The organism is Paenibacillus koleovorans NBRC 103111 (assembly GCF_004000845.1).
Taxonomy (GTDB): Bacteria; Bacillota; Bacilli; order Paenibacillales; family NBRC-103111; genus Paenibacillus_AA; species Paenibacillus_AA koleovorans.
Genome location: NZ_BIMA01000128.1, coordinates 1 through 19019 on the forward strand (window position 1 = coordinate 1; position 19019 = coordinate 19019).

Annotated in this window: 21 protein-coding genes and 1 riboswitch; of the genes, 3 read left to right on the forward strand and 18 right to left on the reverse strand. The window is 58.0% G+C overall.

Features of this window, described 5'->3' with window-relative positions:
• Window positions 1–414 precede the first annotated feature (414 nt).
• From PKO02S_RS27415 to PKO02S_RS27430, 4 genes are all read right to left on the reverse strand, one after another.
• Complete coding sequence (locus tag PKO02S_RS27415; protein WP_127588219.1) at window positions 415–954, reverse strand: spore maturation protein; 540 nt, start codon at window positions 952–954, stop codon at window positions 415–417.
• 6 nt (window positions 955–960) lie between these two features.
• Complete coding sequence (locus PKO02S_RS27420; RefSeq protein ID WP_127588220.1) at window positions 961–1572, reverse strand: nucleoside recognition domain-containing protein; 612 nt, start codon at window positions 1570–1572, stop codon at window positions 961–963.
• Window positions 1573–1597: 25 nt separating this feature from the next.
• Window positions 1598–2809: a D-alanyl-D-alanine carboxypeptidase family protein gene (locus tag PKO02S_RS27425; RefSeq protein ID WP_127588221.1), complete on the reverse strand. Its 1212-nt coding sequence runs from the start codon at window positions 2807–2809 to the stop codon at window positions 1598–1600.
• A 130-nt stretch (window positions 2810–2939) separates the two neighbouring features.
• On the reverse strand, window positions 2940–3668 hold the full coding sequence (locus tag PKO02S_RS27430; protein WP_127588222.1) for a FadR/GntR family transcriptional regulator: 729 nt from the start codon (window positions 3666–3668) through the stop codon (window positions 2940–2942).
• A 132-nt stretch (window positions 3669–3800) separates the two neighbouring features.
• Here PKO02S_RS27430 and PKO02S_RS27435 point away from each other — a divergent pair, with 132 nt between their 5' ends.
• Together PKO02S_RS27435 and PKO02S_RS27440 are read left to right on the forward strand one after the other, a co-directional pair.
• Window positions 3801–5216, forward strand: a complete 1416-nt coding sequence (locus tag PKO02S_RS27435) for an FAD-binding oxidoreductase (protein ID WP_127588223.1) — start codon at window positions 3801–3803, stop codon at window positions 5214–5216.
• On the forward strand, window positions 5213–6562 hold the full coding sequence (locus PKO02S_RS27440) for a (Fe-S)-binding protein (protein WP_127588224.1): 1350 nt from the start codon (window positions 5213–5215) through the stop codon (window positions 6560–6562). The genes PKO02S_RS27435 and PKO02S_RS27440 overlap by 4 nt, the downstream gene beginning before the upstream one ends.
• Window positions 6563–6656: 94 nt before the next feature.
• On the opposite strand, the gene PKO02S_RS27445 is transcribed toward PKO02S_RS27440, so the two are convergent.
• From PKO02S_RS27445 to PKO02S_RS27505, 13 genes are all read right to left on the reverse strand, one after another.
• On the reverse strand, window positions 6657–7454 hold the full coding sequence (locus PKO02S_RS27445) for a helix-turn-helix domain-containing protein (protein ID WP_127588225.1): 798 nt from the start codon (window positions 7452–7454) through the stop codon (window positions 6657–6659).
• A 31-nt stretch (window positions 7455–7485) separates the two neighbouring features.
• Window positions 7486–8835 (reverse strand): glycoside hydrolase family 88 protein, encoded by a 1350-nt coding sequence (locus PKO02S_RS27450; protein ID WP_164821721.1) that lies wholly within the window; start codon window positions 8833–8835, stop codon window positions 7486–7488.
• A 363-nt stretch (window positions 8836–9198) separates the two neighbouring features.
• A complete protein-coding gene (gene ytfJ / locus PKO02S_RS27455; protein ID WP_127588227.1) occupies window positions 9199–9654 on the reverse strand; it encodes a GerW family sporulation protein in 456 nt (151 codons plus the stop codon).
• Window positions 9655–9738: 84 nt separating this feature from the next.
• Window positions 9739–10437, reverse strand: coding sequence for a DUF2953 domain-containing protein (locus tag PKO02S_RS27460; protein ID WP_164821722.1), 699 nt, complete (start codon window positions 10435–10437; stop codon window positions 9739–9741).
• Between the two features lie 75 nt (window positions 10438–10512).
• A complete protein-coding gene (locus tag PKO02S_RS27465) occupies window positions 10513–11373 on the reverse strand; it encodes an EamA family transporter (RefSeq protein ID WP_127588229.1) in 861 nt (286 codons plus the stop codon).
• Window positions 11370–11984, reverse strand: coding sequence for an SMC-Scp complex subunit ScpB (gene scpB / locus PKO02S_RS27470; RefSeq protein WP_127588237.1), 615 nt, complete (start codon window positions 11982–11984; stop codon window positions 11370–11372). The genes PKO02S_RS27465 and scpB overlap by 4 nt, the downstream gene beginning before the upstream one ends.
• A gap of 10 nt (window positions 11985–11994) precedes the next feature.
• On the reverse strand, window positions 11995–12819 hold the full coding sequence (locus tag PKO02S_RS27475) for a segregation and condensation protein A (RefSeq protein WP_127588230.1): 825 nt from the start codon (window positions 12817–12819) through the stop codon (window positions 11995–11997).
• An 18-nt stretch (window positions 12820–12837) separates the two neighbouring features.
• Window positions 12838–13464 carry a site-2 protease family protein gene (locus PKO02S_RS27480; protein WP_127588231.1) on the reverse strand — a complete coding sequence of 209 codons (627 nt, stop codon included), beginning with the start codon at window positions 13462–13464 and terminating at the stop codon, window positions 12838–12840.
• Window positions 13452–13934 (reverse strand): 6,7-dimethyl-8-ribityllumazine synthase, encoded by a 483-nt coding sequence (gene ribH, locus PKO02S_RS27485; RefSeq protein ID WP_127588232.1) that lies wholly within the window; start codon window positions 13932–13934, stop codon window positions 13452–13454. Before ribH ends, PKO02S_RS27480 begins: the two co-directional genes overlap by 13 nt.
• A 55-nt stretch (window positions 13935–13989) precedes the next feature.
• The gene (locus PKO02S_RS27490; RefSeq protein ID WP_127588233.1) at window positions 13990–15219 is read right to left on the reverse strand and encodes a bifunctional 3,4-dihydroxy-2-butanone-4-phosphate synthase/GTP cyclohydrolase II; all 1230 of its coding nucleotides are present in this window, start codon (window positions 15217–15219) and stop codon (window positions 13990–13992) included.
• A 28-nt stretch (window positions 15220–15247) separates the two neighbouring features.
• A complete protein-coding gene (gene ribE / locus PKO02S_RS27495) occupies window positions 15248–15925 on the reverse strand; it encodes a riboflavin synthase (protein WP_127588234.1) in 678 nt (225 codons plus the stop codon).
• A complete protein-coding gene (gene ribD / locus PKO02S_RS27500; RefSeq protein WP_281280472.1) occupies window positions 15907–17049 on the reverse strand; it encodes a bifunctional diaminohydroxyphosphoribosylaminopyrimidine deaminase/5-amino-6-(5-phosphoribosylamino)uracil reductase RibD in 1143 nt (380 codons plus the stop codon). Before ribD ends, ribE begins: the two co-directional genes overlap by 19 nt.
• Before the next feature lie 65 nt (window positions 17050–17114).
• On the reverse strand, window positions 17115–17372 hold the full coding sequence (locus PKO02S_RS27505) for a hypothetical protein (RefSeq protein WP_127588235.1): 258 nt from the start codon (window positions 17370–17372) through the stop codon (window positions 17115–17117).
• Window positions 17373–17379: 7 nt separating this feature from the next.
• Window positions 17380–17531: riboswitch (FMN riboswitch) on the reverse strand.
• Between the two features lie 162 nt (window positions 17532–17693).
• On the opposite strand from PKO02S_RS27505, the gene PKO02S_RS27510 reads away from it, so the two are divergent.
• Window positions 17694–18134: a peptidylprolyl isomerase gene (locus tag PKO02S_RS27510; RefSeq protein WP_127588236.1), complete on the forward strand. Its 441-nt coding sequence runs from the start codon at window positions 17694–17696 to the stop codon at window positions 18132–18134.
• A 138-nt stretch (window positions 18135–18272) separates the two neighbouring features.
• Here the strand turns inward: PKO02S_RS27510 and PKO02S_RS27515 are convergent, their stop codons facing one another.
• The gene (locus PKO02S_RS27515; RefSeq protein ID WP_218033964.1) at window positions 18273–18872 is read right to left on the reverse strand and encodes an acetylglutamate kinase; all 600 of its coding nucleotides are present in this window, start codon (window positions 18870–18872) and stop codon (window positions 18273–18275) included.
• Window positions 18873–19019 lie beyond the last annotated feature (147 nt).

Genomic DNA, 19019 nt, shown 5'->3' on the forward strand with positions numbered 1-19019 from the left:
TTCGTTGTCTCCGTCCGCACCCATCTGGAATGGGGGATTTGTGTCCAGCGTAACGATGGAGGCAGCCCAAGAGCAGCGAACGCCAAGTAACCGCTGGATGTAGTCCGAAAAAGTCGGACTGCAAGGCCACTCATTTCCTGGATAGGCTCCCCAGTCCGAATTTGCCGAATTGGAGCGGGGGTTTCTGTAGGGGGTCCGTAAAATTGCCTCTGCAAATGGGTAAATTCGGACTGGAGCGCCCATTCGCTTAGCGAGTACATTCGCAACCCGAAAAAGTCGGACTGCAGCGCCATGGAGACCTTGGTCTCCGTCCCTAAGAGGGGGAACCGTCAGGTTCCGCCACAGAAACTTATACTCTATAAGGTTAAAGAACCGCCCGGGGACCGGACGGCGTGGAGTGGAGCGAGAATGAGCCTAAGTTATGCGGAAAATGAGCAGGCAGATCAGAATCGAGGCGATGAAGCCGACCAGGTCGGAGATCAGGCCGACCTTGAGCGCGTAGCGGCCCCTGCGAATGCCGACGGCGCCGAAGTACACGATCAGCACGTAAAGCGTGGTGTCCGTACTGCCCTGGATCGTAGACGCGATACGTCCGATCATGGAGTCCGGCCCGAACTCCTTGATCAGCTCGGTCGTGAAGGCGAGCGAGCCCGAACCGGTGATCGGGCGCAGGATGGCGAGCGGCAGCACCTCGCTCGGCACGCCGAAGGCGTCGAACAGCGGGCGGAACCAGCCGAGCATCCAATCCATCGCTCCGGAGGCGCGGAATACGCTGATCGCCACCATCATCCCGACGAGATGCGGGATGATGCGGATCGCCGTATCGAAGCCGTCCTTCGCCCCTTCGACGAACGTTTCGTAAACCGGTATTTTACGATACATCGCATACAAGGGGATAAGCACGACCAGAACCGGAATCGCCCAAGCCGACATCATCGAGACAAACGCGTACATCGGGCATCATCCTTTCGGCGGCTTGGTTGAGCCGGCGGCGCGAAGGCTGCGGAATCGGTACCACCGGTCGAGCGCAATGGCGGCGATCGTGGCGATCATCGTGGCGACCAGCGTCGTCCCAACAATTTCAGCCGGGCTCGCCGAGCCGAAGTTCATCCGAATCGCGATCAAAGTAGTAGGAATCAGCGTAATGCTTGCGGTGTTGAGCGCGAGCAGCGTGCACATGGCGGCCGTAGCCGTATCTTTATCGGGATTAAGCTTCTGCAGCTCCTGCATCGCCTTGATGCCCATCGGCGTCGCGGCGTTGCCGAGTCCGAGGATATTGGCGCTCATGTTCGACATGATGTAGCCGATCGCGGGATGATCCTTGGGGACGTCCGGGAACAAGAAACGAACGATCGGACGCAGCAGTACCGCCAGCTTGCGCAGCAGCCCGGCATCCTCGGCGATCCTCATTATCCCCATCCAGAACACGAGGATGCTGATCAACCCGAAGCAAACGGTGACACCTGTTTTCGCTCCCTCGAAGACAGCCTGCGTCATCAGATCGATGCGGCCCTGCAGAGCGGCGGCGACGAAGCCGGCTACGAGGAAGAACAGCCAGATCACATTTACCATATCGATCCCTCCTGGCGGAACCCGTTTATTGCCAAGCGCGATTCGGGACGAGCAGCTGCTTCACCGCGATTGCTAGCGAAGCGACCCATCGTCCCTTCAGTGCTCGGCGTTCGGTGAATTCATCCTCATAGCGGAACGCGTCGGTTTCATGCTTGGCCGCAGCCTTCATTCTCGGACTGTTCTGCTCGTACAGCGGTACGGACCCGACCTCCACGTCCTTCACATAGATGCGAAGCCGGCCGCGTTCGCCGAATACATAACCCGGGCTGCCCGGCTGGAGCAGCTCTGCCGAACGGCGCACGGTTCCCGTCTCCGTCTGAAGCAGCGGATATTTGAACGAGCCTCCAACCGCGATTGTAGTCCCTTCCACCGTGTCGCCTTTGTTCACGATGTCAGCGAGCGGATACGTGTTGAAGCCGTAGTTCAACAGCTTCGAATGATCCGCCCAATCTTCTCCGTCGTTCAAGGTAACAACGGCAAGCTGCTGCCCATCGCGGGTAGCGGACGAGACGAGGCAGCGTTTGGCCAGCTTCGTGTAACCGGTTTTGACGCCATCGGCGCCATCAAATAGCGATAGCATCTTGTTCTTGTTGCTCCACTTGTAATCCCAAGGCTCATTCGGATTCGGAGCGGTTTTCACTTTAGTCTTCACGATATCTTGAAAAGCTGGATTGCGAAGAGCATAAGCCGTCAACCGCGCCATATCGTTAGCAGTCGAGAAGTGGGTCTCCGAATCAAGACCGGACGGATTGTCAAAATGCGTGCCCGTCATGCCGATCAGCTCGGCCGTCTCGTTCATCATGTAGGCGAAGCCTTCGACCGAACCACCGACATGCTCGGCGATCGCCGTCGCCGCATCGTTGCCGGAACGCAGCATCAAGCCGTACAGCATGTTGTGGAGACTCATCTCTTCGCCCTGCTTCAGGTAGAGCGTGGAGCCTTCCTTACCTGCGGCGTTGCCGCTGACGACTACGATATCGGACAAGTTGCCTCTTTCGATCGCCACGATCGCCGTCATGATCTTCGTCAAGCTCGCGATGCGCATCCGCTTGTCGCCCGCTTTCGCGTAGAGCATCCGTCCCGACTGCACGTCGATGAGCGCCGCCGCTTCCGCTGCGGTCGAAACGCCGCCGGCGACAGATTTATATGCCGGTGCGGCGGCAACATTGCCGAGCACGGCGGTGAATGCGAAGACGAGTGCCAGCCAAGCGCTGACCAGAGATGTTGCCTTTCGCATGGTCCCCTTCCTTTCCCCAACCCATGTCCATCAATCGGTACAAGTATATGCGCGTCCCATACGAAAAAGACATGCCCTATGAGGACATGTCCGGATCTAACCGCTGTCTTTCTTATTCTTAGCATTCTCGCTACTGTTGTCCGGCCACCGACTGCCGCAGGACATTCTCGACCTTCTGCAGATGCCTCCGCATCGACTCGAACGCCTCGGTCTCGTCCTGACGGCGGACCGCCTCCACGATGTCGGAGTGCTCCTGCGTCAGTCGCTGCGCCTCCGCACGCTCGCCGTAGAACCAGAGGCGCCGCGTCTCGCGCATGCTGTCGTGCAGCCTCTGCGAAACCGTCGCCATCAGCTCCCCTAGCAGCGAATTGTGCGAGGAGGCGGCGAGCCGCAAATGAAACTGCACGTCGGCCTCTTCGCCAATCGACTCATCCGACAGATGCGCCTGCATCCGCGCTATGATCGCATCCAGCTCGAGCAAATCGGCTTCCGTCCGATGTCGGGCGGCCGCTGCGGCGCAGCCGGTCTCCAATATTTGGCGCACTTCAAGCAGCTCGCGCAGCGACTCCGCCCGCTCGAAGATCGCTCCGGCGTCTAGCCCTCCGCCAGCCCCATCCCGCGTCGGCAGCGTCTCCACAACATAAGTGCCGCCGCCCTGGCGGATGTCGACGTAGCCCATCGCCCGGAGCGCGCTCAGCGCCTCGCGAATCGTGGAACGGCCGACGCCGAACGAAGCGGCCAAATCGACCACCGAGGCGATTTTCTGCCCGGGCGGAAGCTGCCCCTCCTCGATCTGGCGGCGAATCGCCTCCATGACGAGCTCGTTTCCCTTTTGCGGCTTAACTTGCTGAAAGGTCATCCTTGTTCCACCCGTTTCTAAAAATGTCTGCGAAACCGACTATACACACATTTTATAGTAAGCTATAATGATGGAAAAGTCATCAGATGACCTGACTAATTTTCGTGATGAACTCATGGGGGTACATGGAGTATGCTGGCACAATCGATTCGCGAGCAATTGATCGACATTGTCGGTCCTCAATATTTCAAGGACGATCAGGAAGCGCTCGTCTCGCATTCCTACGATGCGACGCCGATGCTGCAAGCGATGCCGGACGGCGTCATTTATCCGGCCGATACGCAGCAAGTGGCGGCTGTTCTCAAGGTTGCGAACGAACACCTCGTACCGATCGTCGGACGCGGCGCGGGCAGCAATTTATGCGGCGGTACCGTACCGACCGAGGGCGGGCTCGTCATGGTCATGAACCGGATGAACAAGCTGATCGAGATCGATACCGACAACTTGACCGCTACTTTTCAGACCGGCTTGAACACGAAGACGTTCCACATGGAAGTGGAGAAGCGCGGCCTCTTCTATCCGCCCGATCCGGGCAGCATGGTCATCTCTTCGCTCGGCGGCAACATCATGGAATGCGCAGGCGGCTTGCGCGGACTCAAATACGGTACGACCAAGGACTATGTAATCGGACTCGAAGCCGTTCTCCCTTCCGGCGAGATCATCCGTACCGGCGGCAAGCTTTATAAAGACGTGGCCGGTTATGACCTCACGAAGCTGCTCGTCGGCTCCGAGGGCACGTTGGCTATCGTCACCGAAGCGACCGTCAAGCTGATCCCGGCTCCGAAGTATAAGAAAACGATGGTCGCGATGTACAAGGACATTTATGCGGCGGCACGCTCCGTCTCGGCCATTGTCGGCAACCGGATCATTCCCGCTACGCTGGAGTTCCTCGATAATCCGACGATCCAAGTCGTGGAAGGCTTCAATAAAATCGGGCTGCCGCTCGATATGGACGCCATCCTGCTGATCGAGCAGGACGGGCTGGACGAATCCGTCGTCGAGAAGGACATTATCGAGATCGTGCGCATCTGCAAGGAGCAAGGCGCCGTTGAGGTGAAAATGGCGGCGGACGCGCAGGAAGCCGAGAAGCTGATGCTGGCGCGCCGCAGCGCCCTGTCGACGCTCGCTCGCATTCGCCCGACCACGATCCTGGAGGATGCGACCGTGCCGCGGTCCAAAATTGCCGACATGGTCATCGAGATCAACCGCATCGCCAAGAAGTATGACTTGCAAATTTGCACATTCGGCCACGCCGGCGACGGCAACCTCCATCCAACCTGCACGACCGATGCCCGCAACAAGGACGAAATTCATCGCGTCGAGCTGGCGTTCGAAGAAATTTTCGAAGCGGCCCTTGCGCTCGGGGGCACCATTACCGGCGAACATGGCGTAGGCATTGTCAAAGCGCCGTACCTCGAGTGGAAGGTCGGGCCGGTAGGCATGGAAGTAATGAGAGGCATCAAGAAAGTGTTCGACCCGAACGGCATTATGAATCCCGGTAAAATATTTTCCAAAGAAACGCGCAAAAGGGTGGTGGTCCATCAATGAGTCAGGCTCCTAACCTCATCACCGAACGGATGAAGACAACGCTGGACTACGACCAGCTTACGAACTGCATGCGCTGCGGATTTTGCCAGGCGGCTTGTCCGACGTTCATCGAGACCGGCATCGAAGCGGCTTCCCCTCGCGGGCGGATCGCACTTATGAAAGCCGTCGTCGACGACCTGATGACGCCGGACCAGGCGTTCCGCGAGCAGATGGACCTGTGCCTCGGCTGTCGTGCCTGTGAGCCGGTCTGTCCCGCCGACGTCAAGTACGGTCATCTGCTCGAGCAGACGCGCGACGTGCTCGAAGAGCATGAGGAGCACCGCTGGTGGGTGAAAGGCGTGCGCAACGTCATGTTCAAGCAAGTATTCCCTTACCAGAAGCGGATGAAGCTGCTCGGCCGCGGCTTGAGCCTGTACCAGAAAACCGGCCTCCGCGCGATCGTGCGCAAAACCGGCATGATGAAGCTGTTCCCGAAAAACATGCGGGATATGGAAGCGATTATGCCGGAAGCTTCCGCCAAAGGCGTCTTAGAGACATTCGGCACATTCGTCCCCGCCAAGGGCAAGGCGGTCGCCCGAGTCGGCATGTTCCGCGGCTGCCTTATGGACGTGCTGTTCACCGAGACAAATCGCAACACCGTGAAGCTGCTCGCCGAAGCCGGCTTCGATGTCGTTATCCCCGAGACGCAAAGCTGCTGCGGCGCCTTGCACGCCCACTCCGGCGAGCTGGACGACGCCCGCGCGCTCGCGAAGCTCAACATCCGCGCCTTCCGCGAGGCGAATGTCGATTACATCGTCTCGAACGCCGGCGGCTGCGGCGCCTTGCTCGTCGAGTACGACCATCTGCTGCATGACGACCCGGAAGCGGCGGAAGATGCCAAATGGTTCGCTACCCGCGTGAAGGACATTTCCCTCATCCTGCTGGAAAAAGGCCGCCTCCCTCAATTTGCAGCAAATCACGAAGACAAAGCCGAGGTCGGCACTGGCGAGTCCATTACGATTACGTACCAAGACTCCTGCCACCTGCGCAATGTCATGCGCTCGAGCAGCGCTCCGCGCAACTTGATGAACCGCGTCGCCGACGTCAGGTTCGTCGAGCTGAAGGGCGCCGACCGCTGCTGCGGCTCCGCGGGGATCTACAATCTCGTGCAGCAGGACATGTCCAACGATATTCTGGAGCACAAGATGGAGCATGTGAAGGAAACGAACGCGCATTACTTGATCACGAGCAATCCGGGCTGCCTGCTGCAGATGAAGGTCGGCATCGACCGCGAGCAGCTCGGCGACAAGATGGAAGCCGTCCATATCGTGGACTTCCTTTACGAACGGATCAAGAGCAGGGAATGAAGCGCTGCGCCGGAAGTTTACTTCCGGCGCATAAGCATTGAACGGCATCAAACGCTCTTGGCCGCGGCCTGAAATGAAGTTACTCCTTTTGAGGCTACCGATTCCTATATTCCGAGGGAGTCACCCCCGTCATGCGCTTGAATAGCTTACTGAAAGAGTAAATATCTTGAAACCCAACCCGCTCGGCAGCTTCGCTCACGTTGCACGCGCCGCTCAGCAGCAGGTCGCGGGCCTGGCTGATGCGGACTTGCTGCAGATAGCGGTTTACGGTCATGCCCGTCACCTGTTTGAACACGGCCCGCAGATGAGAAGGACTGAGCCCCACGATCGCAGCCAGTTCCTCAGCATTGCAGGAAGTTCGACAATCCGCGGCCATCCTATGCATCAGCTGCTCAATCAACGCAGCATGCCGCCCGCTGGAGGCAAGTGAGGCCTGCTCCCGGATCAGCAGGTACAGGAGCTGCATCAGGAGCCCACGGCTCTTCAACAGGTAGCCGGGGGCCTTCACTTGCCAGGCACGGTACAATTCTTGAATTAGCGTGGAGAATTCGTAGTGGCAGTTGCACTTAACCACAGGTCGCAACCGGGCAAAAGACGGCTCGGACTCGCCGCCGAAAAGCAGATCGAACTGGACGGTGTAAAACGACCACGGGTTGTCAGGATCGCTGTACCCTTCGTGCATTAGCCGCTTGGGGAACAGCAGCGCATCTCCTTCTTCAATCGTATAGAACTGCCCGTCGACAGCGTAGCGGGCCCGGCCGCCCGTACAATAGACCAGGATGTGGTACAGATCGTTGGCATACCCGACCTTCCAGCCGGCGTTCGGCTCGCGGTATACCACATAGCGGATGTCGGTCACCGTACAATCAATATCCAAGTTTATCGCGTCCACAACAGTCCCCCTTCTCTGCTTGCCGCCTCTATTATACTAGAGATTCGGTCTGCCGTCCCTTCTCCTCCCCATGGCCGAGCACTGCGGCCAATTGCCCCATCAGCCCCATGGCCATCTGCGAAATGACACGATACCCGCCCCGCTGCAGCGCCTCCCCGTTTCGATTGGATTGGGCCACGCCCGTTAGAAATCCATCCGGGGACAAGTACTCAACAAGCCGAAGGTAGGCCCAGCTAGTCGCGTCGCGCATCGCGGGAGGCAGAAGCCCATGATGTACGCCGATTGCAATAGCCGCCGCAATCCCGGCCGAGCCGCTCGTGTCGACTCCGGTGACCGGCTCTCCCAGGAAGCAGGGCCACAGGCCGTCACTTCCCTGAGAAGCGGCAGCCGCTACAGCGATCTCAGTGAAGGCCAGTTCAATCCCGTCCAGCTTCGGCCTGTCCTTCGGGTCCATCTGCCGCAGTTCCACAATCGATCGGACTAAGCCGAGCATGTACCATGCGTATGCCCGAGCCCAATTGAGATACCGTTCGGGTTGGCCTTGGTCCTCGATCCAGCATAGACCGCGCTCGGTGACGAGAGCCTGGCGCCGAGCCTGCAGATTGCCGACCGCCAGCTCAGCCAACTCCCGGCTCCTGCGCTTCCGGGCCAAGACAGCGAGCGGGTAGGCAACTGTATAGGCTCCCTCCGCCGTCACACTTCTGTCCGCAATCAGGCCGCCTCCCTCGCGTGCCCGGGCATGCCAGAACTGCAAGGCCAGTTCCAGCACAGGATGCTCTGGCCATAGCTTCGCGATTATTGCGAAGGGGAGGGTCCCTTCGATACCGTACACTCGGCTATCGACCGGCTCACTGCGCGGGTTCTCGTAGGTGAGGCCGCCCTCATCGTCCAGATAGTGATCCAAATGCTCTTGCAGTACCTGTCGCCACCGCAGGGACTCGGGATGCGCGGCATTAAGGTCGTACAGCCCGTCCAGCACGCAACCTTCCATCCAACCGAAGGGTTGGATTGAGGCCGTGGATGCGAGCCGGGTGAAGAAGCCTCGCTCCCGCTCAATCATCTTGGAGACGAGCAGCAAATGGGGAAGAAGCGTATCGCCGCTTGACGCGGAATCGGCAGCGGCAAGGACCCACAGCGGCTGATCGCCCTTTCGCAGCCGGAGACGAATACCCTGGCTCAGCGCTTCAGGAATTGCCTCCGGTTCGATCGACAGCTCGAATATTTGCAACGCATACGCATAGCGGATATCCAGTATGCCGAGCAGTTGCCCGCTCTCCGGGAGCAACACTTCGATCTCCTTCTCCTCCCGCACGTCAATGGCAACCGTGAGGCGCAAATATGCCTTCTCCACAGTGAAGGCGTCAAGCCATGCCTTATCCACCGCAGACACGGCCGTCCGGAGGCATGTGGCAGGACTGCCCGCTAACGAACCTACCGCCCGGGCCTCCCAGCCGAATGGGACCCTTTTCCCGTCTGGCACCGGGAGCTCTGGGGACTTCACCACTACCAGCGGGATCTTGTGTATTGCTTGTTCTATTTGTTCGTTACACACGACAACCTCCTGCATCATGTCGACCTGTTATTCGTAGAACTACGACTAGCATAAAGGCGCAGTTCCACCCCTTCCATGGCGAGGATGCCGATTTTTTGTCCTTTTTAAGGATTCGAGATTACCGGGTTCGTAATTGTACCGTCACAGAAAAAAATCGGGCGGCTGTTTTCGAACAGCGGCCCGATTTTTCATTTACATCATAATATTGTCATCCCGGTGACCGGAATGGTTCGATTTGATCATCCCTTGAATCTTATCGAATACTTGCGGCGCGGAATCGATCAACCGCTCGTACAGGTGGGTCTGATTGTCAAGCGGCACGACCTTTACACCGGTTTTGCCGACGACGAGGAATGCGATCGGCGTAATCGAAACGCCACCCCCGCTGCCTCCGCCGAACGGAAGGGACACATTGGCATTGTGAGCGTTCGCCTCGCCATGTTTGCCATGGTTAGTGGTACCGTCCGTCTCCTCCGCCGCAAATTCGCTGCCCCCGGCTGCGAAGCCGAAGCCTACTTTGGAGATCGGCATAATGACGCTGCCGTCCGGCGTTTCAATGGCGTCGCCAACAATCGTGTTGACATTTACCATCTCTGTAATCTGCTCCATTGCGGTCTTCATTAACCCTTGAATTGGATGTTCTGTCATGGACCCGTTGTCTCCTCCTTTGGTGAATCAGCTATAGATCAAGGATTTCTCATGCTCCCTTAGCATGACCCGAAGCCCGTTCGCCTATGTACGGGAATTGGACGGCTGGAACAATGTGCGGCGCCAAACCAGGAAGCCTCCCTTGACCCGCTTGATTCGCGGCAGCAGCCGCAACCCGGCGAGCAGCGCTTGTCCGGCCCGAATATGAGTGACCACGATGAACTCAGTGGAAAAATGTGTGCGATTATAGATCGGAAACACATGAAGCACGGGCTTCGCCTGCACGTTGACATATTTGTACGCGACGCGCATCACCGCCGACTTGACTCCCCAGACGATGCCGCTCAGAATCGCGGTTTCCGGCGCATCGACAACGCCGATCCGAGTGCTCCAGCGGAGCTCGGTACAGCGTACCTTTTTCATCGATTGCCTCGTCCACTCCGTCAGCCCTTCCGTATACTTCAGCAGCTGCTTGGTTTGGTCGAGAAACAGCCGGATGCGGTGTTTGTCGATCCACTCCTCATCTTCGGTCTTCTTATTCAAGTCGCCGGGCAGCGAGGTACCGCTTTGCTGTTCGATCAACAGCCCCTTCAACCCTTTGAATTTCATAATCGGCACCGAGTATTCGAACCGAACAAGCCCGAACAGCGCCCGGACTCGAATGTTGAAGTGATCGTCTTCAGCGACCCGAGAAAAATGAATGCCTGTCCGGACATCGCTGAACCAGATCAGCAACAACAATAGGAGGAGCGCAACGCCCAGTCCTGACCATACCCAAATCATACCGCCTTCCCCCGTCCATCCAGCTTCATAAAGCTTAGTATGGCTTGGGCGCGGCAATTCCATCCTTTGATAACATTACCAACCGAGCGCAATAACCCCGGCTGTGATCAGGAAACTGGCCAGCATTCTCGGCAACGTGCGCGCCTGGGATTCCCGTAATACAAACAGTCCGAGCAAGGTGCCGAATACCGTTCCGATCTCCCGCATAGGTGCGATTTGAGCAAGCGGAGCCAAGTCCATCGCATATAGGAAAAGGACGTACCCTGCGGACGCAAGTAGACCGCCAATCAGCCAGGCCGGCTTATGATGCCTCCATTCCTGTCGAAGATGACGGGAGCGAATCGCAAAGTATGTGAGAAAAAGCGCATTACCGATGTTGCTTGCCGAGTTGAGGGATAACGGAGGAATGCCGGCGGTCTCGATCGCCAGCTTATCGATGAGCGTATAGGATGTTACTGCTAGCCCGACGAGAATCGCGATACATACCGCCTTCCATTGCAGCTTATCGCCAGCTTGCGACCTACCGCCGCTTCCCAGTAGCCAAATGCCAAGTACAATAAGTCCGATTCCTGCATAGTCAAAAGCAAATAAAGATTCGTTCAACACGAGAACACCAAGCAACGGAAGCAATACCGGGCTGATGCCTCGCATGACCGGATATACAACCGATAAATCTCCCATTCGATACGCAACCGCCAATAAAACGATATAAACGCCATGCAGCAGCATGCTGAGTAACAAAAAGCCGATCGCCGTCGGTCCTCTGAGCCATTCCAACCCATCGACGAGGAAAGCTACCGGGGCGAGACCCACGATCGCCGTGAGCTGCGCCCACCACAAAAAAGCCATCTGGGAACCGCTTCGCTTCGTAAGCATGTTCCAGATGGCGTGCATCATTCCAGCTATGGTGACGAGCAGAATGGCGGTAAGCGTCATCCCTGATCGCTCCCATCCACGTCGTCGATCGTCATCTGCTCGCCGTCCAAGCGGGCGAACAGCATCCGCGTCTCCTCCTCCAGTCCTGCGTCGGGCTGGAAGGCGCTCGAATCCGGCAAGTCCTGCAAGGCAGCCAGGCCGAAATAATCGAGGAACGACTTGGTCGTGCCGTACAGAATCGGTCGGCCGACGGCTTCCGCGCGACCGACTTCGTGGATCAAATCTTTCGCAACTAGCGTATGGAGCGCCCGATCCGACTTCACGCCGCGAATCTCCTCAATGTCGACGCGGGTGAGCGGCTGCTTATAGGCTACAATCGCTAGCGTCTCCAGAGCCGCCTGAGACAAGCTCGACCTCGTTGGCGAATGCGCCAGCTTCTCGAAGAACGGCGCGTGGTCCGGCAGCGTCGTCAGCTGATAAGCGCCGGCCAGCTCCACAATCTGAATGCCGCGCTTTTGGCGTTTATAGTCGGACGTCATGTCCTTCAGCAGCTCCTTGATGAGCTGGGGCTGCACGTCCAGCACGTCCGCCAGCTGCTTCACATCGAGCCCTTCGTCGCCCGAGACGAAGAGCAGTCCCTCTATCACCGATTTCATCCGGCGGGCATCCATGGCATCCATGCTACGATTCCTCTCTCTCTATCCCGTCTGCTGTCAAATCCTCCGGGTTCTTGTCATCGGCAGTCGGTGCAACGATCTCCTGCGGGTCCCGCCGTTCCAGTACGATATCATCGAACAATCCGTTCTGGAAACAGACGATCTGCTTCGTTTTCATCAGCTCCAGAATGGCGAGAAATGTGACCACGACATCTTCCCGGTCGTACCCCTCGTCGAGCAGATGAGAGAACAGTCCTCTGCCTCCGCTATCCTGCAGCCAATCCGTAATCTGCACCATCCGGTCTTTGACGGAGATTTCGTCGCGCCGGATGCGCGCTACCGCGTGCCGCTGGCGCATTTTGCGAAGCGCCCGCTGAAAGGCAAACACGAGATCAGCCACATGCAGCCCCTTGACGGGATTCTCGATGACCTGCGGTATAAACGGGGTCAAATCCTCCGGCTCGCGCGTGTAGATCAAGCTCCGGGCCAGCTCCTTCTCCCGCAGCTCCTCGGCGATATTTTTGTATTTGCGGTATTCGATCAGCTTTTGCACGAGCTCGGCTCTAGGATCATAACCGTCGTCCATATCATAATAGTCGTCTTCAAACTCAATGACCGGCGGCTTGGGCAGCAGCATCTGGCTCTTGATCGACAGTAGCGTCGCAGCCATGACCAGAAACTCGCTCGTCAATTCGAGCTCCAGCTCTTGCATCCCGCTCAGCACTTCCATGTATTGGTCGGTAATCTCGTTGATCGGAATGTTGTAAATGTCGATCTCGGACTTGTCGATCAGGTGCAGCAGCAAATCGAGCGGCCCCTCGAACGTCTCCAGCTTAAATTGTACCTTCATCGCGCCAAGCCCAGCCTCCTACCCTGCTCCATACAACTGCATGACGACATTTCCGAGCACATTGAAGCCTTTCATAAACAGCACCTGCCCGAATGGCGTTACAATCAGCGCAATGAGGACGGCCGTTCCCAGCCGCTCCTGCCTGTTCAGCTTGGGCTCCCAGGCTTGGGGCAGTCCTCGTCGGATGATCTTCCACAAGTCCATCGGGTAGAAAGGCAGCAGATGCAGCAGCACGAGCATCATATTGACGATGATGAACCATTGCAGCACGCTGTGAAACAGTCCGCCCGAGATCGCGCCAGGCAGATGCAGCTCGATCCCCCACAGCAGCACCGCTACAATCAGGTTCACGGCAGGTCCGCTTGCATAGATGGCTACTGCATGCCATGGCCGGCGCAGTTGCCCGCTAGGCGCCACCGGCACCGGCTTCGACCATCCGAACGGTCCGAAGAGGATCGGCAGCAAGCCGATGGCGCTCAAATGGGCGAGCGGATTCAGTGTCATACGGCCCTGCTCCCGGGCCGTCCGGTCGCCGAGCAGCGAAGCAGCGGCGGCCTGGGCGGCGTCATGCAGCGTGATGGCGACGAGCAGCGCCACGATCCGGGACAAGAGCGAGTCGAGCTGAATCCCGTTTAGCCACTCCATTGGCTCTCGAGCTGTTTCGTCAGGTTCGCCATCTCGATCGCCGTAGCCGCCGCTTCCCAGCCCTTGTTGCCGGCTTTCGTGCCGGCGCGTTCGATCGCTTGTTCGATCGAATCGGTCGTCAGCACGCCGAAGATCGTAGGCACATCCGTTTTCAGGCTGATCGCCGACACGCCTTTGGCCACCTCGCTGCAGACGTAGTCGAAATGCGGCGTGGAGCCGCGGATGACGGCGCCGAGCGTGATAACGGCGTCATAACGGCCGCTGGCGGCCATTTTTTGCGCGACCAAGGGAATTTCGAAGGCTCCCGGCACCCATGCGATGTCGACTTCCTCATCCTTGACGCCATGGCGTTTGAACGCGTCGAGCGCGCCGCCGAGCAGCTTGGAGGTAATGAATTCGTTGAAGCGCCCTACTACGACGCCGTATTTTAATCCTTCGGATACTAAGTGTCCTTCATATACGCGTGCCATGTCTCATTTGCTCCTTTGTTGTTATAAAATGAATGATAGTTGCGACGGAATCAAATTAGATCCCGTCGGCCTCGCCGGCAATCGTCAGCAGATGCCCGAGCTTCAGCTGCTTCGTGCGCAAATAGCTGCGATTGTCTTCCAACGCCTCCATCTGGATCGGAACGCGCTCCACGATTTCCATGCCGTAGCCTTCGAGTCCCCGGATTTTGCGGGGATTGTTCGTCAGCAGGCGAATTTGGCGGATGCCGAGATCCTTCAAGATTTGCGCGCCAATGCCGTAATCGCGCAAATCCGGCGCGAAGCCTAACTTAATATTCGCGTCGACGGTGTCGAATCCCTGCTCTTGCAGCTTGTAGGCCTTCAACTTGTTGATCAGGCCGATGCCGCGGCCTTCCTGGCGCAAATAAACGAGTACGCCGCCTCCGGCTTCATCGATCTGCTGCAGCGCCGCCGCCAGTTGTGGTCCGCAATCGCAGCGATGGGAGTGGAACACGTCGCCGGTCAAACATTCGGAGTGCATCCGTACGAGCACCGGCTGATCAGCGTCGATTTTGCCTTTTACGAGCGCCACATGCTCCTGATCGTTCACTTCGTTCGTATAGGCGATTGCCGTAAACGTGCCGTAATCGGTCGGCAGCTTGATCTCCACCTCGCGCTTGACGAGCTTCTCCTTCTCATTGCGGTAATGGATCAGATCGCGGATCGTGATCATCTTCAGGTTGTGCCGCTCGGCGATCTGCCGCAGGTCGGGCACCCGGGCCATCTCCCCGTCTTCCTTGATCACTTCGCAAATGACCGCCGCCGGGTAGGAGCCGCACATACGCGCCAGATCGACGCTCGCTTCGGTATGGCCCGCCCGTCTCAGGACTCCGCCCTTTTTGGCGATGAGCGGGAAAATATGGCCCGGCCGACGAAAATGCTCAGGTCTGGCATTCGTGTCGATCAAAGCGCGGATGGTCGTAGACCGTTCCGAGGCGGAAATTCCGGTCGTCGTGTCGATATGGTCGACGGAAATCGTGAACGCCGTGCTGTGTTTGTCGGTATTGTGCGCCACCATAGGCGGCAAATCGAGCTCGGAAGCACGCTCTTCGGTGATCGGCACGCATACAAGCCCGCGCCCTTCCTTGATCATGAAGTTAATCACTTCCGGCGTCGCCTTGTCCGCCAGCGCGATGAAGTCCCCTTCGTTCTCGCGGTCTTCGTCGTCCGCCACAATTATGACTTTGCCCAGCATCAGATCGATGATCGCTTCTTCAATCGTATGAAATGCGGATCGCTGTTCCATCGGTCATCCCCCTTGGTGTCGGATAGGTTTATAGAAAGCCGTGTTTGGCTAAAAAAGCTGCGGTCACGCCTTGGGACTTGTCGTCTTCCGACGAATCCCCGTTTGCAGGGCCGCTTCGGTAATGAAGCAGCCTCTCGATATATTTGCCCAAAATGTCGCATTCCAGATTGACGGTGTCGCCGGGCTGTTTACCTTGAAGCACGGTTTGGGCAAGCGTATGGGGAATGATCGAGACGGTGAAGCCCGATTCCGTGACTCGCACTAGCGTCAGGCTGATGCCGTCGATCGTAATCGAGCCATGCGGCAGCATGTAGCGCATCAGAGAGGACGTTTGCGGTTCGATCGCGAACACGACGGCGTTCTCCTCCGGACGTCGGCTGACGATCCGACCGGTCGTGTCGACATGGCCCTGTACGATATGGCCGCCGAATCGGCCGCCCGCCTGCATCGCGCGCTCCAGATTGACGCGGCTGCCGGTTTGCAGCTCCCTTAGGGTTGTTTTGCGGTAAGTCTCGGGCATCACGTCGACCGAGAAGCTGCCGCCGTCGAAGGCGATTACGGTCAGGCAGACACCGTTCACGGCGATGCTGTCGCCGAGCTTCACATCCTCCAGCACCGTGCGGGCTTCGATCGTGAGCACCATCGCCTGGCCTTGCGCGTGAATGCGGCGCATCCGGCCTACTTCTTCTATGATCCCGGTGAACATGCGGCTTCCCTCCTCATATAGTGCGGATAGCCGGTCAGGCAGCAATCGGCGCCGATCTGCTCGACGCGGAGCCGCTCGATCGCGAGCGCGTCGGCCATCTTGTCGAAGCCGGCGAAGGCGAACGCCGACGGCGCCGTGGCCCCGCCCCCGATCAGCTTGGGGGCCACGAATACGACGAGCTTGTCGACGAGCTCGGCCTCCAGCATGGCGCCGTTCAGCCGGCCGCCGCCCTCGAGCAGCACCGACCCAATCTCGCGCTGACCGAGCATCGCCATCGCCTGACGCAGGTCGACCTTGTCGCCGTCTCCGCATTTCATCACCTCGACGCCAACCGCGTTCAGCCTCATGATCTGTTCCATTGAGGCAGACTGCGTCGTCAGGATAATGGTGCGGGCATCCCGCTCCCGGACGACATGCGCCTCAAGCGGGATACGCAGCTGAGAATCGACAACCAGCCGGATCGGCTGCAAGCCCGGAACCGTGAGGCGCGTAGTCAGCTGCGGGTCGTCCGCGATGACCGTGTCCACCCCGACCAGTATCGCCTGATGGCGATGCCGCATCGTGTGTACAAGCTCGCGCGACGCCTCCGAGCTGATCCACTTGCTGTCGCCGGTACGAGAGCCGATCTTGCCGTCCAGCGTCATGGCCGTCTTCAGCGTCACCCAAGGCAGCCGGGTGACGATAAATTTGTTGAACGCCTCGTTCAACAGTCGGGCGTCCTCTTCGAGGACGCCTACCTCGACGTCGATGCCGCGGCTGCGCAGCCACTCGACCCCGGCTCCGGCGACGCCGGGATTCGGGTCGATGCAGCCCACGACGACGCGCTTCACCCGCTCCGTCACGAGCCGCTCCGCGCAGGGCGGCGTCCGGCCGTGAATGCTGCAAGGCTCCAGCGTCACATACACCGTGCTGCCCGCCGCCTCGTCGCCCGCCATATGGAGCGCGTGGATCTCGGCGTGGTGCGAGCCGCGCTGCAGATGCGTACCGATGCCGACGATGCGGCCTTCCTTGACGATCACACAGCCGACAACCGGGTTGATGCCGGTCTGGCCGCGGGCTTGCGTCGCCATCTGCAGCGCGAGCCTCATATAGGATTCATCGTTCAATCGGTCCGTACCAATCAAGTCGGGTCGCCTCCCGTTCCAAATAAAAAAGCCCCTAGCCAACTTGGTGGCGCAGGGGCGGTCGGTTAAAGATGGAAGCTGCACATCGAAGAATAAAGTCGCGCATCACAAATAAAATGCATACTCGGCAACATGACAATTCGACGCACGGATAGCGGGTTGCGTCCTCTTCTCAATCCCTTACAAACGATATTGCGTTTCATTTTCAGCACGAACAGGCTGTCTGCCGACAGGCCGCTACGCACGCCGAAACAGCTCGTCTGTTGGGCGATTGTGAAAAAAGACACAAGAATCCCCAAAACGATCCGGACTTCGTCCGCCATTTCTTCGCTGTTCCTTCTCCCATCCAGACTATACTGTCGGTCTCGGAATTGCACCGAGTCCACCGTTCGAGCTTGACGCCCGTCACGGGTCACGGACTGATTCGCAGCTTGCGCGAAATCACCGCCGGTGGGGAATTGCACCCCGCCCCGAAGGAAACCAAATTGTTTGTTTGATCGTACCATCGTCTTTTGAAAAAAGCAAGGAATTTTCATCCTGTTCCCGAACACCGAATGCCTCGTCGCCTCGAGGCGCACCGCCTTTGCTTCTGCCTTCGCTTTCTAGTACAATGGTCTACAAAACGTACTTTAGGAGGATTTCCCATGAAAAAAGGAACGATCGAGCTTGAAAATGGAGAAAAGGTAGTCATCGAGTTTTATCCGGGCGAAGCTCCTAATACGGTTGCCAACTTCGAAAAGCTTGCCAACTCCGGCTTCTATAACGGCCTTAAATTTCATCGCGTCATCAAAGGCTTCGTCGCCCAAGGCGGCTGCCCGCAAGGGACAGGCTACGGCGGCGCCGGGTACCAGATCGATTGCGAGACGAAAGACAATATGAACCGTCATGAGCGCGGCTCGCTCTCCATGGCGCATGCGGGCAAAAACACCGGCAGCAGCCAGTTCTTCATCTGCTACCAGCCGCAGCCTCATCTGGACGGCGTTCACACCGTCTTCGGCAAAGTGGTGAAGGGCATGGAGTACATCGACGCCGTTCGCCAAGGCGACACGATGAAGGAAGTTAAAGTGTACGACGACGAGGCGTAAGCCTCAAAAAATAGACGTCCTGCTGGCCCATCGGTCGGCAGGACGTCTTTTTTCACATACTAGAATATTCAAGTTTTCGAAACGAAAAACCTGATCGGTGTATTTCCAATCAGGTCTTCTTAATGGGATGGTGCAGACCTACCGGAATACATGCGGGAACTGCATCAAGATACCGGCCGACATCGAATCTGCCATCTCCAGCGCCTGCTTCACGATTACATCGTAATTCGCAATGTCCTTCACATAATCCCCGGTCAATCGCAGGACGGCTTCTTCCTTCACCAGCCTCAAATGCTCATGAAGCATCCTCCGCCAATCCTGTTCGTTAAAGTAAGGATTCACTTGAGCGAGCAAAGCGGCAATTTGATCGGCATTGTGGTACCAATCCTTCTCCAGCTTCGCGGCTTCCTCCTTCTTGCCTGCTTTAGCCGCCTTGACGAGCTGAGCCGCTATCGTCAAATGCTCGGTCATGAGCTGGCCGAACCGGGCGGCGAACGCTTGCCCATAGAACGGCTGCAACGCATTCGCCATATCGATGGGATTGCGGAGCAGCCGCTTCGTGACGACCGCCTCGTCCGGCAGGCCGGACACGATGCTGATGATCGTCATGCGCGTCCAGGCGCTATGGTCTTCCCACAGCCGGCGCATCGTCTGGCGGAGCTGCAGCTCCCGCTCGCTGATGCACGCCCGGGCTTCGACAGGCAACCCGTAGCCGCCGTAGTATGAATTCCAATACATAGAGCAGTCTCCTTTTCTCTATCGTTCCTGTGGAGTGATGCTCCAGTGTATGCGCAATCGCCCATTTTTGTGTACACGATAAAGAAGAAAACCTGATCAGAAAGACACCGTTTAGGTCCTCTGGCGTTGGGTGTTCCGTTTGGCGCG